The organism is Halalkalibacter kiskunsagensis, from assembly GCF_037027555.1.
Taxonomy (GTDB): domain Bacteria; phylum Bacillota; class Bacilli; order Bacillales; family Bacillaceae_D; genus Halalkalibacter; species Halalkalibacter kiskunsagensis.
In genome coordinates this window covers 87,105-105,866 of the sequence record NZ_JAXBLX010000009.1, presented here as the reverse complement: position 1 = coordinate 105,866, position 18,762 = coordinate 87,105, and the positions used below count along the sequence as shown (strand labels likewise).

Sequence of the window (18,762 nt, the reverse complement as noted above, 5' to 3'; positions counted from 1 at the left end):
CTTTTTTTATAGGTTTTGAATGTAAGGTTGTTTCTATTCAACTTGCAAGAGAGTGAATACCTGGAATTAGTAACGTAATGACAGGATTGGCAGCTGAAAAGTCCAGTAAAAGCCCGGCACTAAGAATTCTTTTTATGTTTTTCCTAATAATAGTAAAAAGAAGACTTAGAGGAGGAAAGGCAGTATGGATAATGAAGTACATGATTTAATTGGAGTGGGGATTGGACCTTTTAATTTAAGCCTTGCAGCTTTACTGGAGGATCTTTATGAAGTGAAATCAATCTTTTTCGATAAAAAGTCACATTTTGAGTGGCATCCAGGAATGTTAATAGTAGGAACAAGGCTTCAAGTTCCTTTTATGGCGGACTTAGTAACATTAGCTGATCCAACAAATCAATATAGTTTTTTGAACTATTTGGCTAAGGAAAACCGCTTGTATCCTTTTTATTTTTTACAACGCTTGGATATTCCAAGAAGAGAATATAACGATTATTGTCAGTGGGTTGCAAATGAATTGGAGAATTGCCTTTTTGGAAAAAAGGTCGTAGGGTTGGAATACATTCAACAAGAGGAAATATTTTTAGTGAAAGTTCAAGACATTCATACAAAAGAAACAATGAATTATAAAGGCAGGAACCTTGTTTTAGGGACTGGAAGTGTTCCAGTCATACCTGAATCTATGAAAGGTCTGCCTGCAGAAGACGTTTTTCATACTTCTGAATTTCTTGATCGTCAAAAACGCTGCAGAGAAGCGAAATCAATTACTGTCATCGGTTCAGGCCAAAGTGCTGCTGAGGTGTTTCGAGAGTTGTTAAAAGAACAGATGGATCATCATTATCGGTTAAACTGGATAACAAGGTCGCGAAGCTTTTTGTCGATGGAAGAATCTAAATTGAGTGTAGAGCAATTCTCTCCAGATTATGTGAATTATTTTTACCAATTCTCACAGGAACAAAAAGACAAAATCTTTGCATCTCAAGATTTACTCTATAAAGGGATCAGTTCGCATACAATTACTGATATTTACAATTTGCTTTATGAGCATTCTGTCTCCGGTGAAGAGGTGGATGTAAGGTTACAAGTTTTAACAGAAGTTAAAGGGATTCAAGCAAAAGGAAATGAATATGAAATTCTATGTAATCAGTGGCAACAAAATAAAGAGTTTATCCATGAAAGTGAAGTTGTAATTGTAGGGACAGGCTACCGTCCTTATATACCTGAATTTATTGAAAATATAAAGACTTATATTCATTGGGATGACCAGGGGAGATATAGGGTTGAGGCTGATTATCGCTTACGTCTAGACATTCCTAATCAGATTTATGTACATAGTGGGATATCACATTCTCATGGAGTGGGATCAACCAATTTAGGGCTAGCCGTTCATCGAAATAAGGTGATCATTAATCATTTAACTGGAAGAGAGGTATTTCCAATTTATGATAAAAATGTCTTCCAAAACTTTGATGCAGAAACGTTCTAACCATGTCTATAGAAAGTAAGAAGGGAGCGAACAAACATGGATTTCTAAAAAGATTCACGGGTCGGATATTCAGTTGGGTTAAGTAATCCACCAGACTGGGGGAGCATACCGCAAGCCTTCGAAAAGGGGACAAAACAATTATCAAACCGAATATGACCATTCATTTGATTCTGGTATGACGATTATGGAGTGGAAATTAGTGAAACGTTCGAAGTTACGAAAGCGGGATGTAGAAAACCCTAAGCGACTTTTCGAGAAAGTTGTTTGTTGTTACAAGTACGTATTACTATTAACTAATAGCCTGGGGTTATCCCTAGGCTATTTGTAAAAGAATGTGAATTATATATGTTCCTCAATAATTTTTTGCCTGTTCAACGTTATTACTACTAAACTCCTGATACTGTACATGGACGTCTTGAATTATACTGACAGCATGTTCTACTACAGCCTTCCTAAAATTAGGTATGTATTTTTTCGAATGTACGTGTCCTCATCACTAGCATATTGAAATATATGATCCTTTTTATTTTGATTTAAATCCTGTAAAATGTTTTCTTCCATTATAGAATAAAGCGTAGTTCGCTGTGCTTTTGCATGGTCGTAATATCCCATTCACATCAATTTCCTTTCTTTAAAAATTCTCCTGTTTTGTTGATTCTCATGCATGGATTGTTATTCAATGACATATGAATCAGTAATAATAGTTATAATTATACTATTTATTTTTGCTGTTTATTTGCTAGATTTTCTATTATGAGGACACAGTTAATCGAAATTTCGACAAGTACAAGGCACGCGCCAATGAGGAGGGATTTGTATCTTAAATAATTACAATTATTCACGGTCGTATGTAAGACAGCATTCCACGTGTCAGTATGACCAGCAATATTATGTCCAACCTGGAGATACTTTTTATCAATTGGCCGAGCGCTATGGCATATCAATTATTGGAATCGAACAGGCAAATCCAGGTGTCGATGACAACCATCTACTCGTTGGCCAAACCATTTGTTTGCCTTTGCCACCGTGTCAAAATGGTTTTCAATATATAATCAAACCAAATGATACATTGCATCATATTTCGCAAATGTATAATGTTACTGTCGAATCGATTTTAAACCGTAACCGTGAATTGAATCCATACAATCTGCATATAGGGCAAGCAATTTGCATTCCTCCAAGCATTGATGTCGACTGTCCAATGGAGCGTTTTCATATTGTTAGACCGGGAGAAACATTACATGAGTTAGCAAACCGTTTCCATATTTCATTGCAATCATTGCTTTTTGCTAATAATCATATTGAAAGTCCAAATCGGGTACCAGTTGGAACAAAGTTATGTGTACCTAGTTCCATGGAAACAATAGCTCGGAAGGAGTTTGAAAAGTGACGAATTAGATTTAAAGAAAGTGTTTCTTTCAACGCTAGGATTACCTAGCGTTTTTTCTTCTTCTGCTGTATTTTCTGCCATAGGTCCCTTGATGGTTTTCTTTAGACACTCAAAACAAAAAGGTTGAATGATCTGTCCATAGACTATATACTTACTTAGGTAATTATATAGTCTTGATGAAAGTAGGGATAGATATGACTTTGCTATATGGACATGTGGTAAATCAGCTCGCACGTAAGTTCAAGAAAAAATTAGATGAACAAATTTCTCCTCTTGGACTTTATAGCTCGCAATGGGCGATTATTTATTATTTAGCTGACAAGGAAAAGGTCAATCAAATTGAAATTAGTCATTATTTAAATGTAGAAGCCCCAACGATTACCCGTACGTTAACTCGTCTTGAAGAAGAAGGCTGGATAAAAAGAGAGTCTGGGCAAGATCGACGTGAGAGATTTGTTATGCTCACACAAAAAGCACGAGAAAAATATGATGAATTGTTTAAAACTTCGCAAGTCATGGAAACAGAAGCTAGTGCTGGGATTAGTGAGAATGAATTATTTATTTTTAGACGTGTTATTGAACAGATGAATGAAAACTTGGATCGTCTTTAATGAAGAGAAAAAATAATTTAAAGCTGATAATTACTTAGGTAATTATATAGCCAATACAATCGGACGGAGGAAGGGAACATAATGAGGAACTTTATTATGCTTTGTCCTTTAATTTTGCAGTTGTATTAGGACCGTTCATTGGCTTAACGGCTATTTATCAGTGGAGTACAAGTATGTTATTTGGAATTGTTGTTTTATGTAGCCTGTTATCTATCATAATGGGGCTTATCGATTTTGTCCTTTGTTCCTGTCTACGCAGAGGAACTTGGTTTTTTACAAGCGTCTAGTTATTTCTTTGTTGTTTATGCTTTAGTTATGCTGCTGTCTAGACCATTTACGGGAAAGTGGTTGGACGTTTATGGAGCGAATGTCATTGTGTATCCATCGATTCTGATCTTTTCATTTGGTATGTTTCTATTAGCGATGTCCGAGACAACCGTTATGTTCTTGTTAGCTGGAGCGTTCATCGGTTTAGGGTGGGGGACGCTGTTCCCGACATTTCAAACGATTTCTGTTCAGAAGGCGGCTGCAGAACGAAGAGGTTTGGCAATGGCGACATTTTTATCAATTTTTGACCTAGGGATCGGAGTAGGTTCGTTCATTGTCGGAATGGTAGTGGCGGAAACGAGTTTACATACGTTTTACTATTCTGGATCTTTTATCTTACTTTTAGGCATTGTTGTATACCATTTGATGCACGGACGCTATCTTTTAAAAGAACCGAATTATCAGAAGAATAATCACATTGGATGAGGACAAACACGAATTCATCTAGATAGTCTTATAAGAAGGAGTTATTTAGAATGCCATTTCTACGATTTAAAGGGTTTGAAAAAAAACATATTGAAGCAATCACACCAATGCTTATAAACGAATTTTCTGTGATTGCAGATGTGCCAAAAGAAATTGTAAAAGTAGAACTTCTGGAGATTGAGCAAATTACCAACTCGCCCTCTTCTGTAGAAATCTTTATGTTTCAACGAAAACAAGAGACACATGATGCGATTGCGTCGATGATTTATAAAAAAATCAGTAAATATGGTTATGATCATGCACATATTTTTTATGTTATTCTTACACATGAACTATATTATAAAGAAGGCAAACCATTGCAGGAGATCCCTAAAAATCGAATATCAACGTATTAGGGTTGGTTAGGTTACTAAAAGAAAAATTGTGAAATAGTTGATAGTTTATTAGAGAGTAGAAGGTCTTATCGATGAGAACTTCTTTATTGTAGTTCGACAACATTCGGGCGGTGCCAGGCGCCATAAAACTGAAAAACTTAGAATGTCGTAGAAAAAATAAGATAAGTGAAGAGAATAATGGAAAAAATATATATAACGGAATATTTAGAATGTTTACAAAATAATGACAATCATTTATTCTAAGATTGTAACAAGCAACACTACTTAATATTTAAGAAAGGAGATAGCACAGTACAACAACCTTTTAATTTTATGCCTACATAATTGGCTAACAGAAGGGGTGTGGATCCAATGATTTGAGTAAGCGAAGTGTACTTGGATTGAACAGTACATGGGGAGCTAAAAAGAAACTATAACATCTCTTACCGAGTAGAAAGGTTCTGCAGTAATGAAAAATGACATAATTTGAGCGACTTTATTATCATAAATTGATAATAAGGTCGCTTTTAATTTATATAATAGTTTTCTTGTTGTTATAAGTTTATAGAAGGAAGATCTTATTGTTTTAGAGATGAAATCTTCTTTCTAATTCGGGCGTTTCCTGACACCTCCCGAATTGCGGTAATCATAACTTGATAGTACTATGTTAGTAAAAGGTTGAATTTTCTAAATAGTGAGGAGATTTATTGTGAGATCATTAAAAATAGCAAATATACCTGGTGATGGAATTGGACGAGAAGTCGTGCCTGCAGCAACAGAAGTTTTGAAAGCGATTGCAGATGTTCATGGAGGACTAACCTTTACCTTTGAAGAATTTCCTTGGAGTTGTGAGTATTACCTAGAGCATGGGCAGATGATGCCAGAGGACGGGTTAGATAGATTAAAAGAGTTCGATACTATTTTCTTAGGGGCCGTCGGGAATTTGGAGCTCGTGACAGATCATATTTCATTATGGGGATTGTTAATTAAAATTCGCCGTGAGTTTGAGCAAGTGATTAACATTCGACCTGCCAAAACGTTAAAAGGAGTTAGATCTCCATTACTTAATCCGAAAGACTTTGATTTGTTGGTTGTTCGGGAAAATAGTGAAGGGGAATATAGTTTAGTCGGAGGAACGATTTATCAAGGTGAAGAGCAAATTGCGATTCAAAATGCTGTTTTTTCTAGAAAAGGGACAGAACGGGCAATGCGTTTTGCGTTTGACTTAGCAGCAAAACGGAAAAAGCATGTAACGAGTGCAACAAAATCGAATGGGATCATTTATTCTATGCCTTTTTGGGACGAGGTTTTTAAAGAAGTATCAAAAGACTATCCAGAAATTCGTACAGATTCTCAGCATATAGATGCGCTAGCAGCCTTTTTTGTGACACAGCCCAAACGATTTGATGTATTGTTGCAAGTAATTTATTTGGAGATATATTAACAGATATTGGTGCTGCAATTATGGGAAGTGTTGGAATTGCTCCGGCAGCTAATATTAATGTGAATGGCAAGTATCCCTCGATGTTTGAACCGGTACATGGCTCTGCTCCAGACATTATTGGAAAAGGGATAGCTAATCCAATTGGTCAAATTTGGACGGCAAAAATGATGTTGGATCATTTTGGAGAGGAAGAATTAGGGTCTAAATTATTAGATGTGATTGAGAGTGTCACAAGTGATGGGTTTTTAACTCCTGATATTGGAGGTGATTTTTCTACTAAAGAAGTAACTGATGAAATGATAAAACGCGTGAAGGCTCTGTAATACTAGTGAACTGATCACAATTATTATAGAAGGGTACAGGCACTATTCAGTGCTTGAAAAAGTTGGTAATTCTTTTGGTATCCTGCAAAGTACATAGTGAAATCGAATTTGAGCGAGAGGCTTAAAAAATGAAAGTCCTAATTGCGATTGATTTGTTTAAAGGGTGTATATCTTCCTCAGCTGGGAGTAACGCCATAGCACGACAGAAGAAATGATGAAAGAGCTTGACATAGTACTGAAACATTTTGCACAAGTTGCTAATCATCATTTGGATAGAGAGATTGATAAGATTGCTGGAGCTGGTGCAGCGGGAGGTTTAAGTGCAGCATTTTTAGGCTTTTTACAGGGACATCTTCAGTATTTGGAATAACGGATAAGCAGTTATTTAGGCTTATTCAAGCTAGTAAATAATAATGTAAATATGAAAACAGAGCAAACTTCAAGAAGTGAATGTTGCTCTGTTTTCATATTTATAAAACGAATAAATAAGTGATTACTCACTTTACAATCGGATGCACCTAAAGTAAAATAAAGTGAGTAATCACTTATTTTGTGATAGGAGGGATTAGATGAATACATCACGCATCATTCATGCTACTGAAATCAGCAAACGCTTTGGGGATAAAACAGTAGTAAACAACATTTCAATGAGTGTTTTTCAAGGAGAGATCTTTGGTCTGTTAGGTCCATCAGGAGCTGGAAAAACAACACTCGTTAAAATGATGGCTGGAATCGATATAGCAGATTGTGGAGAGATTACCGTTTTGGATATGACAATGCCTACATTTAAAGTGATAAACAAAATCGGCTTCATGTCACAATCAGATGCATTATATGGAGAGTTAAATGCATTTGAAAATTTGGAGTTTTTCGCATCTATTTACGGTCTGAAAAAGGCTCAAAGAAAAAATAGAATACGAGATGTCGTTGATTTAGTCAATTTGAATGATGATATCAAGAAACCAATTAATCAGTTTTCAGGGGGAATGAAAAGAAGGTTGTCATTAGCCATCTCGTTATTGCATGAACCCGATGTTCTCATTCTTGATGAACCAACAGTAGGAATTGATCCTGTCCTAAGACAATCGATTTGGAATGAATTGCGGAGGCTCAGTCAAAATGGGACGACGATTGTGGTGACGACTCATGTAATGGATGAAGCAGAAAAATGTGATCGATTAGGAATGCTTCGAGATGGAAATTTACTAGCAAAAGGGACTCCTGAAGAATTAAAAAAACAAACAGGAATGCAAACAATTGAAGGAGCATTTTTGCAGTATGGAGGTGCTAGACAATGAGAATAAAAGCACTTGTCATAAGAATTATTCGTCAGTTTTTACGGGATAAGCGGACACTAGGAATGATGGTCATCGCACCTATTTTTATTCTTACGCTTATTTCACTCGTCTTTTCTAGTGATCAATACGAGCCAGTGATTGGTGTCATCGATGTAAATGATGAAGTAGTGATGAATTTTGAAGAACAAAACGCCGTGATCATGCAATATAAAAAAGAAGAGGAACTAATAGAAGCTTTACGAAATAAAGAAATTGATGGTTATATGCAACTAGGCATTAGTCCACAAATTACGCTTGAAGGCAGCGATCCAACAGTAAATCAAGCTGTTCTTAAAACCGTTCAAATGGTGTTAGGTGGACAAGTGGGAGGGGCTAAGCCAGTGGTTACTTATTATTATGGGGCAGAAGAAATGGGTATATTTGATAACACCGGACCTTTCTTAATTGGATTCTTTGTCTTTTTCTTTGTGTTTTTAATCGCAGGTGTTTCCTTTTTAAGGGAGAGAACGAGTGGGACACTTGAGAAGTTACTATCAACGCCTCTTAGAAGGTGGGAAATTGTTGTCGGTTACGTAATAGGGTTTGGACTTTTTACAACGGTGCAGTCAGCTATTATTGTTTGGTTTTCGATTCATGTGCTTGATATGATGATGTTTGGATCGATTGGATTGGTTATGCTTGTGACACTTGTGTTATCAATTACCGCACTCACACTAGGGACATTGCTATCTACTTTTGCACGAAATGAATTTCAAATGATTCAATTTATCCCGATTGTCATCGTCCCTCAGGTGTTCTTTTCCGGCCTTTTTAACATGGATGTAATGTCCCCTTGGCTTCGTTCAATTGGAATGGTTATGCCGTTAACTTACGGAGGAGAAGCGATGAGAGATATTATGATTCGAGGAAAAGGAATAGATGAGATCGCAATGAACCTCTTGATATTACTTGCATTTTCAATGTTGTTTATGTTTTTAAATAATTTTGCACTGAAAAAGCATCGGAATCTATAAGGTTCGCCGTACATTGTCCTTTCATGTAACCAAGGTATATAATAGATATATCCTTGGCTGTTAAAGGAGCACGAGTCATGACACAGTATGAATCACTAAAAGAATTAATAATGCTAGATGCGAATGAAGAAGCTAAGTTTAGTGAAAAGCAATTAAAAATCATTGAAGCAGCAATTGAGATTTTTTCAGAAAAAGGCTTTGCAGCAACATCGACAAATGAAATCGCCAAAAAAGCGGGAGTAGCTGAAGGAACGATTTTTCGCCATTATAAAACGAAAAAAGAGCTGTTGGTTTCCATTGTTTCCCCACTTATGGCAAAGCTTCTCGGTCCTCATTTTGCAAAGGATTTTGCAAATGAAGTATTTGAGTTAAAATACGAGACGTTTGAAGAGTTTATTCGAAACCTTGCGTCAAACCGCTATGAATTTATCAAGAAACATATAGCAGTTGTGAAAATACTGATTCAGGAAATTTCCTATCATAAAGAGTTGAAAGAGCCGTATGTTAGATTATTTAAAGAGCATGTGTATGAGAAATTCAAAAATATCATCCTGCACTTCCAGAAAAAAGGGGAGATTGTTGATGAATCTCCTGATACAATTATGCGTTTAATTATTACAACAATAATGGGGACGTTAGTATCGTTATTTTTAGTATTACCTGATAATGAATGGGATACTGAGAGTGAGCTTGAGTCAACAATTCAATTTCTAATTAATGGATTATCAGTGAAATAAGTCAGACCTGTCCCCCATCAAGATAACGGGGAGCAGGTTCTTTTTGTAATAAAATGTAGTAGAGGAGAACAAATGAAAGAACACTATTATGATAAACTGTTAAATATTAACACAAAAGGCGTGCAAAAAGAACGAAATAAGGTGGTGCACTATAATCGTTACGAACCAACCCCATATAGTGCCATAGAGAAATTATTTGAAAGTTATCAGCTAAAGAGCAGTGATCGACTAGTAGACTTTGGGTGCGGGAAAGGAAGATTTTCTTTTTATATTCATTATTTTTATAAAGCATCAGCTGTAGGTGTAGAAATGAATGGAGCTTTTTACCAAGAGGCTATAGAAAATCAAGATCGTTATGCAAGGAAAGTGAAAAATGAAAGTCACCATATTCATTTTTATTGTGGCTTAGCTGAAGAGTATGAGATTGACCACAGAGACAATCGATTTTACTTTTTTAATCCATTCTCTGTTCAAATTTTCATGAAAGTAATCAACAATATTTTGCTTTCCTATGAGAATTCAGAAAGGCAAGTCGAGTTGATTTTGTATTATGCCCCAGATGAATACGTTCATTATTTGGAAACACAAACCTTTTTTGAATTTAAAGAAGAGATTTCACTTGTTACAGATTACAATCAAGACCCTTTTGAGAGATTTCTAATCTATCAATTATCGTACTAGCAAGAAGCAGGAATTCTTTACACTTTAAATTCCTGCTTTTTGCGTTTATTTAATCGCTTTAATTGGCTCATGTTCGTTTTCTTCTGTTTCTTCTGCTTGCTTTGGATGATTGACGTAATAGTAGAACATGCCCATAAGCATGCTACCGCCAATAATGTTTCCAAGAGTCACAGGTACAAGGTTATGAATAACGCCACTAAATGAGATCGAATCTGGGTGATTTAACACAAGTGAAATAGCAAACGTGCACATATTAGCGATGCTATGTTCGTAACCGGAAATAAAGAAACAAAAAACAAACAATACCATCGTGAAAATTTTAGCTCCTTCGCTTTTTAATGTCATAGGAATAAAGAAAGCAAGGCAAACTAGCCAGTTACAGAGAATTCCACGAAAGAATAGTTCAAGCCAAGGGGTGTTCATCTTTTGATCGGTTACACTGAATAAAAAGCTATTTACAGAGTGATCATTAAACAAACCGGTAAAATAAATCAATATAGCAAATGCGACCGCGCCAAGGAAGTTCCCAAGATAACTCATACTTAGCAATTTTCCAACGTCGATCCAACGCATCTTCTTTTTAAGTGAAGTATAGGTGAAATAAAATGTATTTCCTGTAAATAAATCGCCGCCACCATAAGCAATCAAGATAATAGCTGCTCCAAACGTTATGGCTGCCATAGGGTAGGTTAATGGAGAATTTTCTAAATAAAAGAGATTCCCAGTTTTAAAAGCGACAATGACGCCAAATCCAATAAAAAGACTTGCTAAAATCGAACGCAATAAATAACGAATTCGACTTTGCTGATAAACCCTTTGTTTTTTCAGTGCCATTTGTTCAACTTTTGCGAGTGCGGCATGTTCCATGTAAATGATCCTTTCTCGTAAGTTCCTTCTTCTCATTAAGGGGAGGAACGAGGTAATAGTTTCGGTTGAAAGTATCCTTACTTTATCATGAAAAAATGTAATTTAAATAGAGATATGAAACTGTCAAAATCATGTCATATCGGTCGCGCTTTCATTGTTAATATATTGTGAAGTAATTCACAATGTTATGTGTGTGCTCTTTCAGTGATGGTTATTTTTTATTTTTAGTGATTTTTGTATGCAATAAATTATTTACTCACTTCGAAAAAGAAGATATCATTCTCAAAGAGTTTTGTGATGTGTTAGAACAAGAACTGAATTATTCAGCCATTCAAAAAATCGTCCGTATTCAAGTGGATAGTGGCCTATTTGTTGCGAACCAAGTTAGTAAAAATTACATAGATTTGCGGAGGGGATCAACGTGAAGAAATTATTTTATAATGGCTTTATTTATACTTCTAATCCTAATCAACCTCATGCAGAGGCGATGATTGTTGAGGCAGGGAAGATCATATGGATTGGGAATCAGGCAGAAATAAAAGAGGGGATGTCAGATGCAGAAGGGATTGACTTACAAGGGAGAAGAGTATTGCCAGGTATCATTGATGCCCACATGCATCCTGTAATGTTAGCTGATGTTGATCAACAAATTTATTGTGGCCCGCCGAAAGTCCATTCTATTTTTGAGATGCAAGGAGAAATTCAAAAAAAGTATGACGAGCTCAGTGCCCAAGTTCACAATACTTGGATTCGTGGGTGGGGGTACGATGAGGTGAAATTAACTGAGCAAAGGTCGCCCACTCGGTGGGATTTAGATCAAGTAGCCCCTGATGTCCCTGTGATTTTAACAAGAACGTGTTCGCACATCATCGTAGTTAATAGTGTGGCACTGCAATTAGCTGGTATAAATGAAAAGACGGTGTCACCTACAGGTGGAGAAATTGATGTGAATGCTAAGGGAGAACTGACTGGGATCTTTAAAGAGAAAGCAAGAGAGTTTATATACAGTGTGATACCTGAGCCAACGATTGATGAGCAGGCACAACGACTTGCAACATTTAGTGAGAAATTGTTTACTCAAGGAATTACTTCGACCACTGAATTAATGGCAACGTCATTATCAACCAATTTCTATGACCTCTTTATGAAAGCTTACACATTTGGTTACAAACAAAGAACGGTTCTTTATTATTTATGGGAGGAGATTAGCCGAAGCGAGGAAGTATTAGCAACTCATAAATTGAATCGCAATTCCTTCTTACACATTGGTGGAATAAAACTTTTTGCAGATGGGAGCATTTCAGGAAAAACGGCATGGGTAGACAGTCCTTATAAAAATGAGCGAGAAAATATTGGTTTATCGACAACGACATCTGAGGAATTAGTAGATGCGGCAAAGGTTGCAAAGAAACATGACATTCAATTAGTCGTGCACGCGATGGGGGAGCGAGCAATTGAGCAAATTGTCGACACATTTCATAGACAGCACAATTGGATAAAAGATGCACCGTCCATCCGAATTGAACATGCAGCCTTGCCTAAGAAAGAGACGCTACTAAAAGCAATTGAAATAGGAATCAGCTTTGTCACCCAGCCAATCTTTTTGTTTGCAGAAATTAACAGCTATCTGACAAACTTAGGTTCAGAAAGAACTAATCAATCTTATCCATTAAAAACGATGATACAATTGGGAGCGAAAGTCGCCATCTCTTCAGATGCTCCAGCCACATCATGGGCTGATACATCTAATCCATTTATTGGAATCAAGGCAGCAGTGACTCGAACTGCCTATACGGGACAAACGTATAATCTAAGTGAATGTGTTACGGTAGAAGAAGCAATTGACTTGTATACTCGTCATGCTCAAGAGATCGCGCGTATTGCGAATGTTGGACAATTAAAAGTTGGGTATTGTGCAGATTTTATTATTTTAGATAGGGATATTTTGAACATGGATGTAAATGAGATTGATCAAATAAATGTGCTGCATACGTATTTAGATGGTCAGTTGGTCCATTCAACATAGAAAATCATTGGATAAAGAGAAGGAGGAAAATGGGTTGAATCAAGTATTTAAAAACGTGATAACATCTGAAGAAGAACTTAGGGCACTTGCAGGGTATCCAAGTGAGGGTGTAAAAAAGAAAGTTATTCCCGCTTTGGACTCGCATTGTCGAGATTTTATGGCAAAGTCCCCTTTTTTAACTCTTGCAACAGCAGATAGCAATGGGGCGTGTGATGTGTCTCCGCGTGGGGATGCCCCAGGCTTTGTTCACATTATTGATGACCATCATTTTGTCATTCCCGAGAGACCAGGAAACCGGCGGATGGACTCGATTACAAACATATTAGCGAATCCTCAAGTTGGAATTCTCTTCTTTATTCCAAGATTAGGTGAAACATTAAGGGTGAATGGGAAAGCAGTGTTAATTACTGATGATGACCTATTAGAAAAGATGCAAGTGCAAGGGAAAAAGCCTGTTTTAGGAATTGGTATTCAAGTAGAAGAATGTTTCATTCATTGTGCCAAGGCCTTTATACGATCTGGTCTTTGGAATCCAGATTCATGGTCTGAGAAAGAATTACTTCCTTCTGTGGCGAGGATATTAAAGGATCATATTCATTTACCAGATGTAGAAGTAGAGGTAATTGAAGAGGACCTCAAAGCGAGTTATGAGAAACATTTATATTAACTCGTTTTTTACTGAAGCAAAGAGGCTCATTTCAGTAATAGAATGAGCCTCTTTGCTTGTTCAACTGAAAAATATTCAATTAAGTGATAAAGTTTTTCAACGAATGAATTCATTAAAGGGTCGCCCCTCGAGTTGACTTTTACTCTTCTTCTCGTGACAGACTGACTAGTTAGTCTGTCGGGAATCAACTAAAATTAAACTACTTCTATGAAACCGCATGTTGTTGTTTCTCTCGTAAAGCCTTCTCGCTTTTTTTAATATCTAGCTTCATCATAATCGAAACGATAAAAGCCAATAGAATTAAAGCAGAGAATACATAAAAAACAGGAATATAACTATCCGTTCTTTCTCTAATTTGAGACACAATCATTGGGCCAAATACCCCACCAAGAGACCAAGTAGTTAACAAGTACCCATGAATGGCACCGAGCTGTTTCGTCCCAAATAAATCACCAACAAATGCTGGTAAGTTTGAGAAACCACCACCGTAACAACTAACAACAAGTAAAATTAGAATTTGAAACAAAATAATACTTGTAATAAAAGGAAGTGTTAAAAAAGCGACAATTTGGATAGAGAAGAAAATGATGAAAACAGTTGGGCGTCCAATATAGTCAGAGACAGCTGCCCAGCCAAGTCTACCTCCACCATTAAAGATCCCCATAATTCCAACCATTGAAGCAGCTGAAGCAGCTGTTAACCCCACAACTTCTTGAGCCATAGGAGAAGCGACAGAAATCATCATAATCCCAGCCGTTGTATTAATGAGCATCATCGTCCAAAGCATCCAAAAGCGTTTCGTCTTAACCGCTTCTTTTGACGTTAGTTGTTGCAAATCTTTTTTGACAACTTTCCGACCAGAAGCAATATCTTTCTTCATTGAATCCGGCATCCAACCTTCTGGGGGAGGGGCGATATAGGAGGCACCAAGCATCATAAGGACAAAATAGCAGGCACCGAGTACATAGAATGTATTTGTGATTCCAATTCCTTCCATCATGCTTGCTGCGACTGGCGCTGTAATGAGAGCACCAGCTCCAAAGCCAAGTACGGCCATGCCGGTTGCTAATCCTCTTCTATCAGGGAACCATTTCACGAGTGTGGATACGGGTGAGATATATCCAATACCAAGTCCAAGCCCACTAGCTAAACCGTATGTAAGAAGAAATAAAGGCAGTGAACCAACCGCGATTGCCACACCAGATCCTGCTTGCCCGATTCCAAATAAAATAGCAGCCACCATTGCAGATTTTCGTGGTCCATTTCGTTCAACAAATTTTCCAAACAAGGCGGCAGAGGATCCTGCAAGCGCCATCATAATTGTAAATGCAATCGTTACTTCTGTTGCAGTCCAGCCCATTTGTTCACTGATCGGATAGGTGTAAACGCTATAAGCGTAAGCTGCACCAATTGAAATGTGAATGGCAATAGCAGACATAGCAATTAGCCATCTATTTTTAGTTATCTTCATGTGTTTCCTCCTTCTCTTTATCTCATTTTTGTAAACCCTTACATATATAGGATATAACCCAGTGGATAAAAAATCAAACTAATTAAAAAATTTATAAATTTAAGTTTCTTTATTAGGTAAATAGATGTTAACTTAAAATAGCTAATATCTTACAATACAAGTGATGAAAAAGGATGATAATGTTGTTTGAAAATGGATTTTGTCAGAAAGTGTGACTCTGAAATTTATTTTTAATATTGAAACAATTTTGAAGATATGATAAATTGTTTTTAACAACTTACTAAAGGCATTGGAAAAAGTAAGTTTACACCTCAGAAATGCAAATGTTTCCTATCTACTCTGTTTAAACTTCCACAAAACTCTACTTCTTAGCTTTGTACTTGAATTTGTTTTGCTTGTACTTATGCAACCACATCTAGTATTTCATACGTTATTTACTACCTAAAACGGAATGTCACTCCAATCTATTTGTTATTCTGTCAGATTTTTTGGTCACTGTAAAAAGTAAATAAATTCTTAAAAAGGAGGTGGTATCTGTAAATGAGGAGAACTGGCGATTTAAAATTTATTCAAGAATTAAATCGTTCGATTATTTTAGATGCAATTAGACAACTTGGACCTATTTCAAGAAGTGACCTAGCTCAAAAAAATAATCTTAGTCCAACGACGGTGACAGCTGCTGTTAACGAATTGATTCAGGAAGGATTAGTTTGTGAAGATGGATTCGGGACTTCAAAGGGAGGGAGAAAACCGATTCTCGTTCGATTTTCTCCAGATAGCCAATTTTTGATTGGCATCTCGATTAGAAGTTCAACGATTACGATAGCAGAGATGAATTTAGAAGCCAAAGTACGAAGAAAGCAGACATATGCTGCCCATGGATATTATGGAGAACAAGTAATTGACTTTATTTCTGATATAACTACGGATTTTATCGAGAATACCTTATTCTATGAAAGGTGTATCGGGATATCGATCATCTCACAAGGGATCGTCAATTCTTCGAAAGGTGTTATTCTATTAAACACAAAAATGAAGATGAAGGATATTCAAATAAAGAAAATACTTGAAGAACGCTTCAAGAAAAATGTTTGGTTAGACAATGATACGAATGCGTATATTCTTGCAGAAAAACAATTCGGTGATTATCAAAAATACCAAAATATTGTTTACATTACGATTGGTGACGGTGTTGGAGCTGGAATTCTTTTGAATGGAGATATTTACCGTGGTCATAATGGAAGTGCAGGTGAATTAGGGCATACAAGCATTGATAGAGGTGGCATTCAGTGTGAATGTGGTAATAAGGGCTGTCTTGAGAATTACATAAGTTGGCCTGCTATATTTTCAAGAATTATTTCCGCCATTACGAATGGCAAAGAATCAATAATGGAAAAAATGGTGAAGGGTCAGTTGACTGATATTTCACCTGCGATATTTAGAAAAGCTGTACTACAAGAGGATGAGCTCGCATTAACGATTATGAATGAAACAATTCATTATTTATCAACAAGTCTTGTCAATCTCGTTAACCTATGTAACCCTCATGCCATCATACTAGGTGGGGAAGTGGTTTATCAAAACCCCGTATATATTGAAAAAGTAAAACAGCTAGTTAATAAATATACGATTCACCAAGACTATGAAATTTGTTCGACCTCACTTGGGGAGGAATTTGAAATGATAGGTGCGGCATCGGTATTGCTTCAAGATAAATTTCAATTTTCCTTTACAACAACGAGTTAATAATAGGTGACTATTCTTGAAAGGAATGATTTGTTTGTTAAAAGGTATAAATCAATGGTGTTATCCTGATGGAACTCCATTAGAAAAAGTTTTTGAATATAGTAAAGAGGCGGAATTTGATGCGGTTGAACTGAACCTTAATCCAGTTGGTGGTATCGGATTAACAATGGAAACGACAGCAAGCGAAGCTCAAGACATACGAAAATTAGCTTCTTCCTACGACTTAACATTAAAGAGTTTGTCAACGAGCTTATTATGGAAGTTTCCATTATCTTCACCTGATGAAGAAGTAAGAAGGCAAGGGAAAAATGTTGTCATAAAGCAACTTGAACTAGCAAATATAATGGGAATGGATAGTGTACTAGTTGTTCCGGGAGCTGTCAGTTCAGAAACGAGCTATAGTGATTGCTATGAGCGAAGTCAGAATGAACTTAAGGAAGTACTTGAAGTAGCAGAGCGGTTTTCGGTTAAGATTGGGATTGAGAATGTTTGGAATAAATTTCTATTGTCTCCGCTCGAAATGGCGCGATATATTGATGAACTTGGTTCGGAGTATGCAAAAGCCTACTTTGATGTTGGAAATGTGCTTCAATTTGGCTTTCCAGAGCAATGGATTAAGACCCTTGGGGACCGCATTACAAAAATTCATGTAAAAGATTTTAACACAAAGGTTGGAAATATTACGGGATTTGTCCCACTACTTGCAGGAGACGTGAATTGGCCAGCAGTCAAGAAGGCTTTAGATGAGATCGGATATACAGATACGATTACAGCCGAAATTTCACCTTATGCAAGTAGTCCAAAACAAGCAGCCATTGATACGGCAAATCAAATGGATATTATTTTAGCCAAAGATGTACTGTTAAAGGAGGAAGTATAATATGAAAGTACGAGTTGGTTTTGTCGGAGTAGGGGGAATTGCAGATGTTCATTTGCAGAATGTTTCTAAAAATAAAAATGCCGTTGTCGTCTCCGTTTGCGATATAGCAAAAGAGAATGCGGAAAAAGCAGGAGCGAAGTACGGAGCTATCTCATATACGGAATTAGATGAAATGCTAGATAAGGAAACACTGGATGCAATTTTTGTCTGCGTACCTCCATTTGCTCATGGAGATATAGAAGAAAAAATAGTTGAACGCGGTATTCATTTAATGGTAGAGAAGCCATTAGGATTGGAAATGGAGACGGTTCAAAAGAAAGCGGAAATCATAAAGAACTCAGGGGTTATTTGCGGAGTAGGGTATTGCTTACGTTATTTAGACACAGTAGCCAGAGCGAAAGAATACTTAATGAATAAACAGATTGGAATGGTAAGGGGACACTATATTACGTCTTTTGTACAAATACCATGGTATAGACAACTAGATAAATCGGGCGGCCAGTTAGTGGAACAATCAACCCACACCTTAGATTTAATGCGTTATCTAGGTGGAGAAATAGAGGAAGTCTATGCGAATATGAGCTTGCAGCTATTAACAGATATTCCGAATATCGACATACCTGATGTGACGTCAGTTAATGTCAAATATACATCTGGTGCAGTCGGACATCTTGATAGTTCTTTCACCCAAGCCGATCATCAATCAGGAATCGAAATTTTAGGGAAAGAATTTAGGGTAATTCTTGATGGAGTCAATTTAACGATAGTTGAGAAGGATCAGACAATTACTTACAAATCGAAGGTTAATTTTTATGAGGAACAGGATAAGTGTTTTATTGAAGCCATTATGGTAGGAAAGCGAGAATTACTCCTTTCTTCCTATGACGATGGGGTAAAGACATTGGCAGCTACTATTGGTGCGAATAAATCAAATGAATTAGGTCTCCCAATAAAAGTTTCAGAGTTAGTAGATTTTACAATTACTCAATAAAAGAGGT

General features: G+C 36.6%; 17 protein-coding genes and 2 pseudogenes. 17 read left to right on the top strand and 2 right to left on the bottom strand.

Annotation, left to right across the window (positions count from 1 at the left end; all coding sequences use genetic code 11):
- Positions 1 to 184: 184 nt before the first annotated feature.
- The 12 genes and pseudogenes from SLH51_RS07290 (at position 185) to SLH51_RS07235 (ending at position 10,107) form a co-directional block, all read left to right on the top strand.
- Positions 185 to 1,483 (top strand): lysine N(6)-hydroxylase/L-ornithine N(5)-oxygenase family protein, encoded by a 1,299-nt coding sequence (locus SLH51_RS07290; protein ID WP_335960275.1) that lies wholly within the window; start codon positions 185 to 187, stop codon positions 1,481 to 1,483.
- Between the two features lie 48 nt (positions 1,484 to 1,531).
- Positions 1,532 to 1,726: pseudogene (locus tag SLH51_RS07285) on the top strand (ectoine hydrolase DoeA); the annotation flags it as partial.
- A 676-nt stretch (positions 1,727 to 2,402) separates the two neighbouring features.
- The gene (locus SLH51_RS07280) at positions 2,403 to 2,873 is read left to right on the top strand and encodes a LysM peptidoglycan-binding domain-containing protein (protein WP_418769531.1); all 471 of its coding nucleotides are present in this window, start codon (positions 2,403 to 2,405) and stop codon (positions 2,871 to 2,873) included.
- A gap of 194 nt (positions 2,874 to 3,067) precedes the next feature.
- Positions 3,068 to 3,484 (top strand): MarR family winged helix-turn-helix transcriptional regulator, encoded by a 417-nt coding sequence (locus SLH51_RS07275; protein WP_335960274.1) that lies wholly within the window; start codon positions 3,068 to 3,070, stop codon positions 3,482 to 3,484.
- Between the two features lie 234 nt (positions 3,485 to 3,718).
- A complete protein-coding gene (locus tag SLH51_RS07270) occupies positions 3,719 to 4,237 on the top strand; it encodes an MFS transporter (RefSeq protein ID WP_335960273.1) in 519 nt (172 codons plus the stop codon).
- A 50-nt stretch (positions 4,238 to 4,287) separates the two neighbouring features.
- Positions 4,288 to 4,632, top strand: a complete 345-nt coding sequence (locus tag SLH51_RS07265) for a DUF1904 family protein (protein ID WP_335960272.1) — start codon at positions 4,288 to 4,290, stop codon at positions 4,630 to 4,632.
- Positions 4,633 to 5,320: 688 nt separating this feature from the next.
- A pseudogene (locus SLH51_RS07260) lies at positions 5,321 to 6,378 on the top strand (tartrate dehydrogenase).
- 211 nt (positions 6,379 to 6,589) lie between these two features.
- Positions 6,590 to 6,748 carry a glycerate kinase gene (locus SLH51_RS07255; RefSeq protein WP_335960271.1) on the top strand — a complete coding sequence of 53 codons (159 nt, stop codon included), beginning with the start codon at positions 6,590 to 6,592 and terminating at the stop codon, positions 6,746 to 6,748.
- 199 nt (positions 6,749 to 6,947) lie between these two features.
- Positions 6,948 to 7,676 (top strand): ABC transporter ATP-binding protein, encoded by a 729-nt coding sequence (locus tag SLH51_RS07250; protein ID WP_335960270.1) that lies wholly within the window; start codon positions 6,948 to 6,950, stop codon positions 7,674 to 7,676.
- On the top strand, positions 7,673 to 8,689 hold the full coding sequence (locus tag SLH51_RS07245) for an ABC transporter permease (RefSeq protein ID WP_335960268.1): 1,017 nt from the start codon (positions 7,673 to 7,675) through the stop codon (positions 8,687 to 8,689). The genes SLH51_RS07250 and SLH51_RS07245 overlap by 4 nt, the downstream gene beginning before the upstream one ends.
- 77 nt (positions 8,690 to 8,766) lie before the next feature.
- Complete coding sequence (locus tag SLH51_RS07240) at positions 8,767 to 9,426, top strand: TetR/AcrR family transcriptional regulator (RefSeq protein ID WP_335960266.1); 660 nt, start codon at positions 8,767 to 8,769, stop codon at positions 9,424 to 9,426.
- Positions 9,427 to 9,498: 72 nt separating this feature from the next.
- Positions 9,499 to 10,107, top strand: coding sequence for a methyltransferase (locus SLH51_RS07235; RefSeq protein ID WP_335960264.1), 609 nt, complete (start codon positions 9,499 to 9,501; stop codon positions 10,105 to 10,107).
- 45 nt (positions 10,108 to 10,152) lie between these two features.
- Here SLH51_RS07235 and SLH51_RS07230 read toward each other — a convergent pair whose 3' ends face one another.
- Positions 10,153 to 10,974 carry a formate/nitrite transporter family protein gene (locus tag SLH51_RS07230; protein WP_335960262.1) on the bottom strand — a complete coding sequence of 274 codons (822 nt, stop codon included), beginning with the start codon at positions 10,972 to 10,974 and terminating at the stop codon, positions 10,153 to 10,155.
- 421 nt (positions 10,975 to 11,395) lie between these two features.
- Between SLH51_RS07230 and SLH51_RS07225 the strand changes: the two genes are divergently transcribed.
- Both SLH51_RS07225 and SLH51_RS07220 read left to right on the top strand, forming a co-directional pair.
- On the top strand, positions 11,396 to 13,000 hold the full coding sequence (locus SLH51_RS07225; RefSeq protein ID WP_335960260.1) for an amidohydrolase: 1,605 nt from the start codon (positions 11,396 to 11,398) through the stop codon (positions 12,998 to 13,000).
- A 34-nt stretch (positions 13,001 to 13,034) separates the two neighbouring features.
- Entirely contained in the window at positions 13,035 to 13,667 is a 633-nt protein-coding gene (locus tag SLH51_RS07220; RefSeq protein ID WP_335960258.1) for a pyridoxamine 5'-phosphate oxidase family protein, read from the top strand.
- Between the two features lie 205 nt (positions 13,668 to 13,872).
- On the opposite strand, the gene SLH51_RS07215 is transcribed toward SLH51_RS07220, so the two are convergent.
- Positions 13,873 to 15,138, bottom strand: a complete 1,266-nt coding sequence (locus SLH51_RS07215; protein ID WP_335960256.1) for an L-lactate MFS transporter — start codon at positions 15,136 to 15,138, stop codon at positions 13,873 to 13,875.
- Between the two features lie 540 nt (positions 15,139 to 15,678).
- On the opposite strand from SLH51_RS07215, the gene SLH51_RS07210 reads away from it, so the two are divergent.
- From SLH51_RS07210 to SLH51_RS07200, 3 genes are read left to right on the top strand one after another with little or no spacing between them, the layout of a single operon-like run.
- Complete coding sequence (locus SLH51_RS07210) at positions 15,679 to 16,884, top strand: ROK family transcriptional regulator (protein WP_335960254.1); 1,206 nt, start codon at positions 15,679 to 15,681, stop codon at positions 16,882 to 16,884.
- A 25-nt stretch (positions 16,885 to 16,909) separates the two neighbouring features.
- The gene (locus SLH51_RS07205) at positions 16,910 to 17,764 is read left to right on the top strand and encodes a sugar phosphate isomerase/epimerase family protein (RefSeq protein WP_335960340.1); all 855 of its coding nucleotides are present in this window, start codon (positions 16,910 to 16,912) and stop codon (positions 17,762 to 17,764) included.
- Between the two features lies 1 nt (position 17,765).
- Positions 17,766 to 18,755 (top strand): Gfo/Idh/MocA family protein, encoded by a 990-nt coding sequence (locus tag SLH51_RS07200; RefSeq protein WP_335960252.1) that lies wholly within the window; start codon positions 17,766 to 17,768, stop codon positions 18,753 to 18,755.
- Positions 18,756 to 18,762 lie beyond the last annotated feature (7 nt).

Coding starts and splice junctions, on each gene's coding strand:
- SLH51_RS07290 (WP_335960275.1), top strand. CDS start 185: ATGGATAATGAAGTACATGATTTAATTGGAGTGGGGATTGGACCTTTT.
- SLH51_RS07275 (WP_335960274.1), top strand. CDS start 3,068: ATGACTTTGCTATATGGACATGTGGTAAATCAGCTCGCACGTAAGTTC.
- SLH51_RS07265 (WP_335960272.1), top strand. CDS start 4,288: ATGCCATTTCTACGATTTAAAGGGTTTGAAAAAAAACATATTGAAGCA.
- SLH51_RS07255 (WP_335960271.1), top strand. CDS start 6,590: ATGATGAAAGAGCTTGACATAGTACTGAAACATTTTGCACAAGTTGCT.
- SLH51_RS07250 (WP_335960270.1), top strand. CDS start 6,948: ATGAATACATCACGCATCATTCATGCTACTGAAATCAGCAAACGCTTT.
- SLH51_RS07245 (WP_335960268.1), top strand. CDS start 7,673: ATGAGAATAAAAGCACTTGTCATAAGAATTATTCGTCAGTTTTTACGG.
- SLH51_RS07240 (WP_335960266.1), top strand. CDS start 8,767: ATGACACAGTATGAATCACTAAAAGAATTAATAATGCTAGATGCGAAT.
- SLH51_RS07235 (WP_335960264.1), top strand. CDS start 9,499: ATGAAAGAACACTATTATGATAAACTGTTAAATATTAACACAAAAGGC.
- SLH51_RS07230 (WP_335960262.1), bottom strand. CDS start 10,974: ATGGAACATGCCGCACTCGCAAAAGTTGAACAAATGGCACTGAAAAAA.
- SLH51_RS07215 (WP_335960256.1), bottom strand. CDS start 15,138: ATGAAGATAACTAAAAATAGATGGCTAATTGCTATGTCTGCTATTGCC.
- SLH51_RS07210 (WP_335960254.1), top strand. CDS start 15,679: ATGAGGAGAACTGGCGATTTAAAATTTATTCAAGAATTAAATCGTTCG.
- SLH51_RS07205 (WP_335960340.1), top strand. CDS start 16,910: ATGATTTGTTTGTTAAAAGGTATAAATCAATGGTGTTATCCTGATGGA.
- SLH51_RS07200 (WP_335960252.1), top strand. CDS start 17,766: ATGAAAGTACGAGTTGGTTTTGTCGGAGTAGGGGGAATTGCAGATGTT.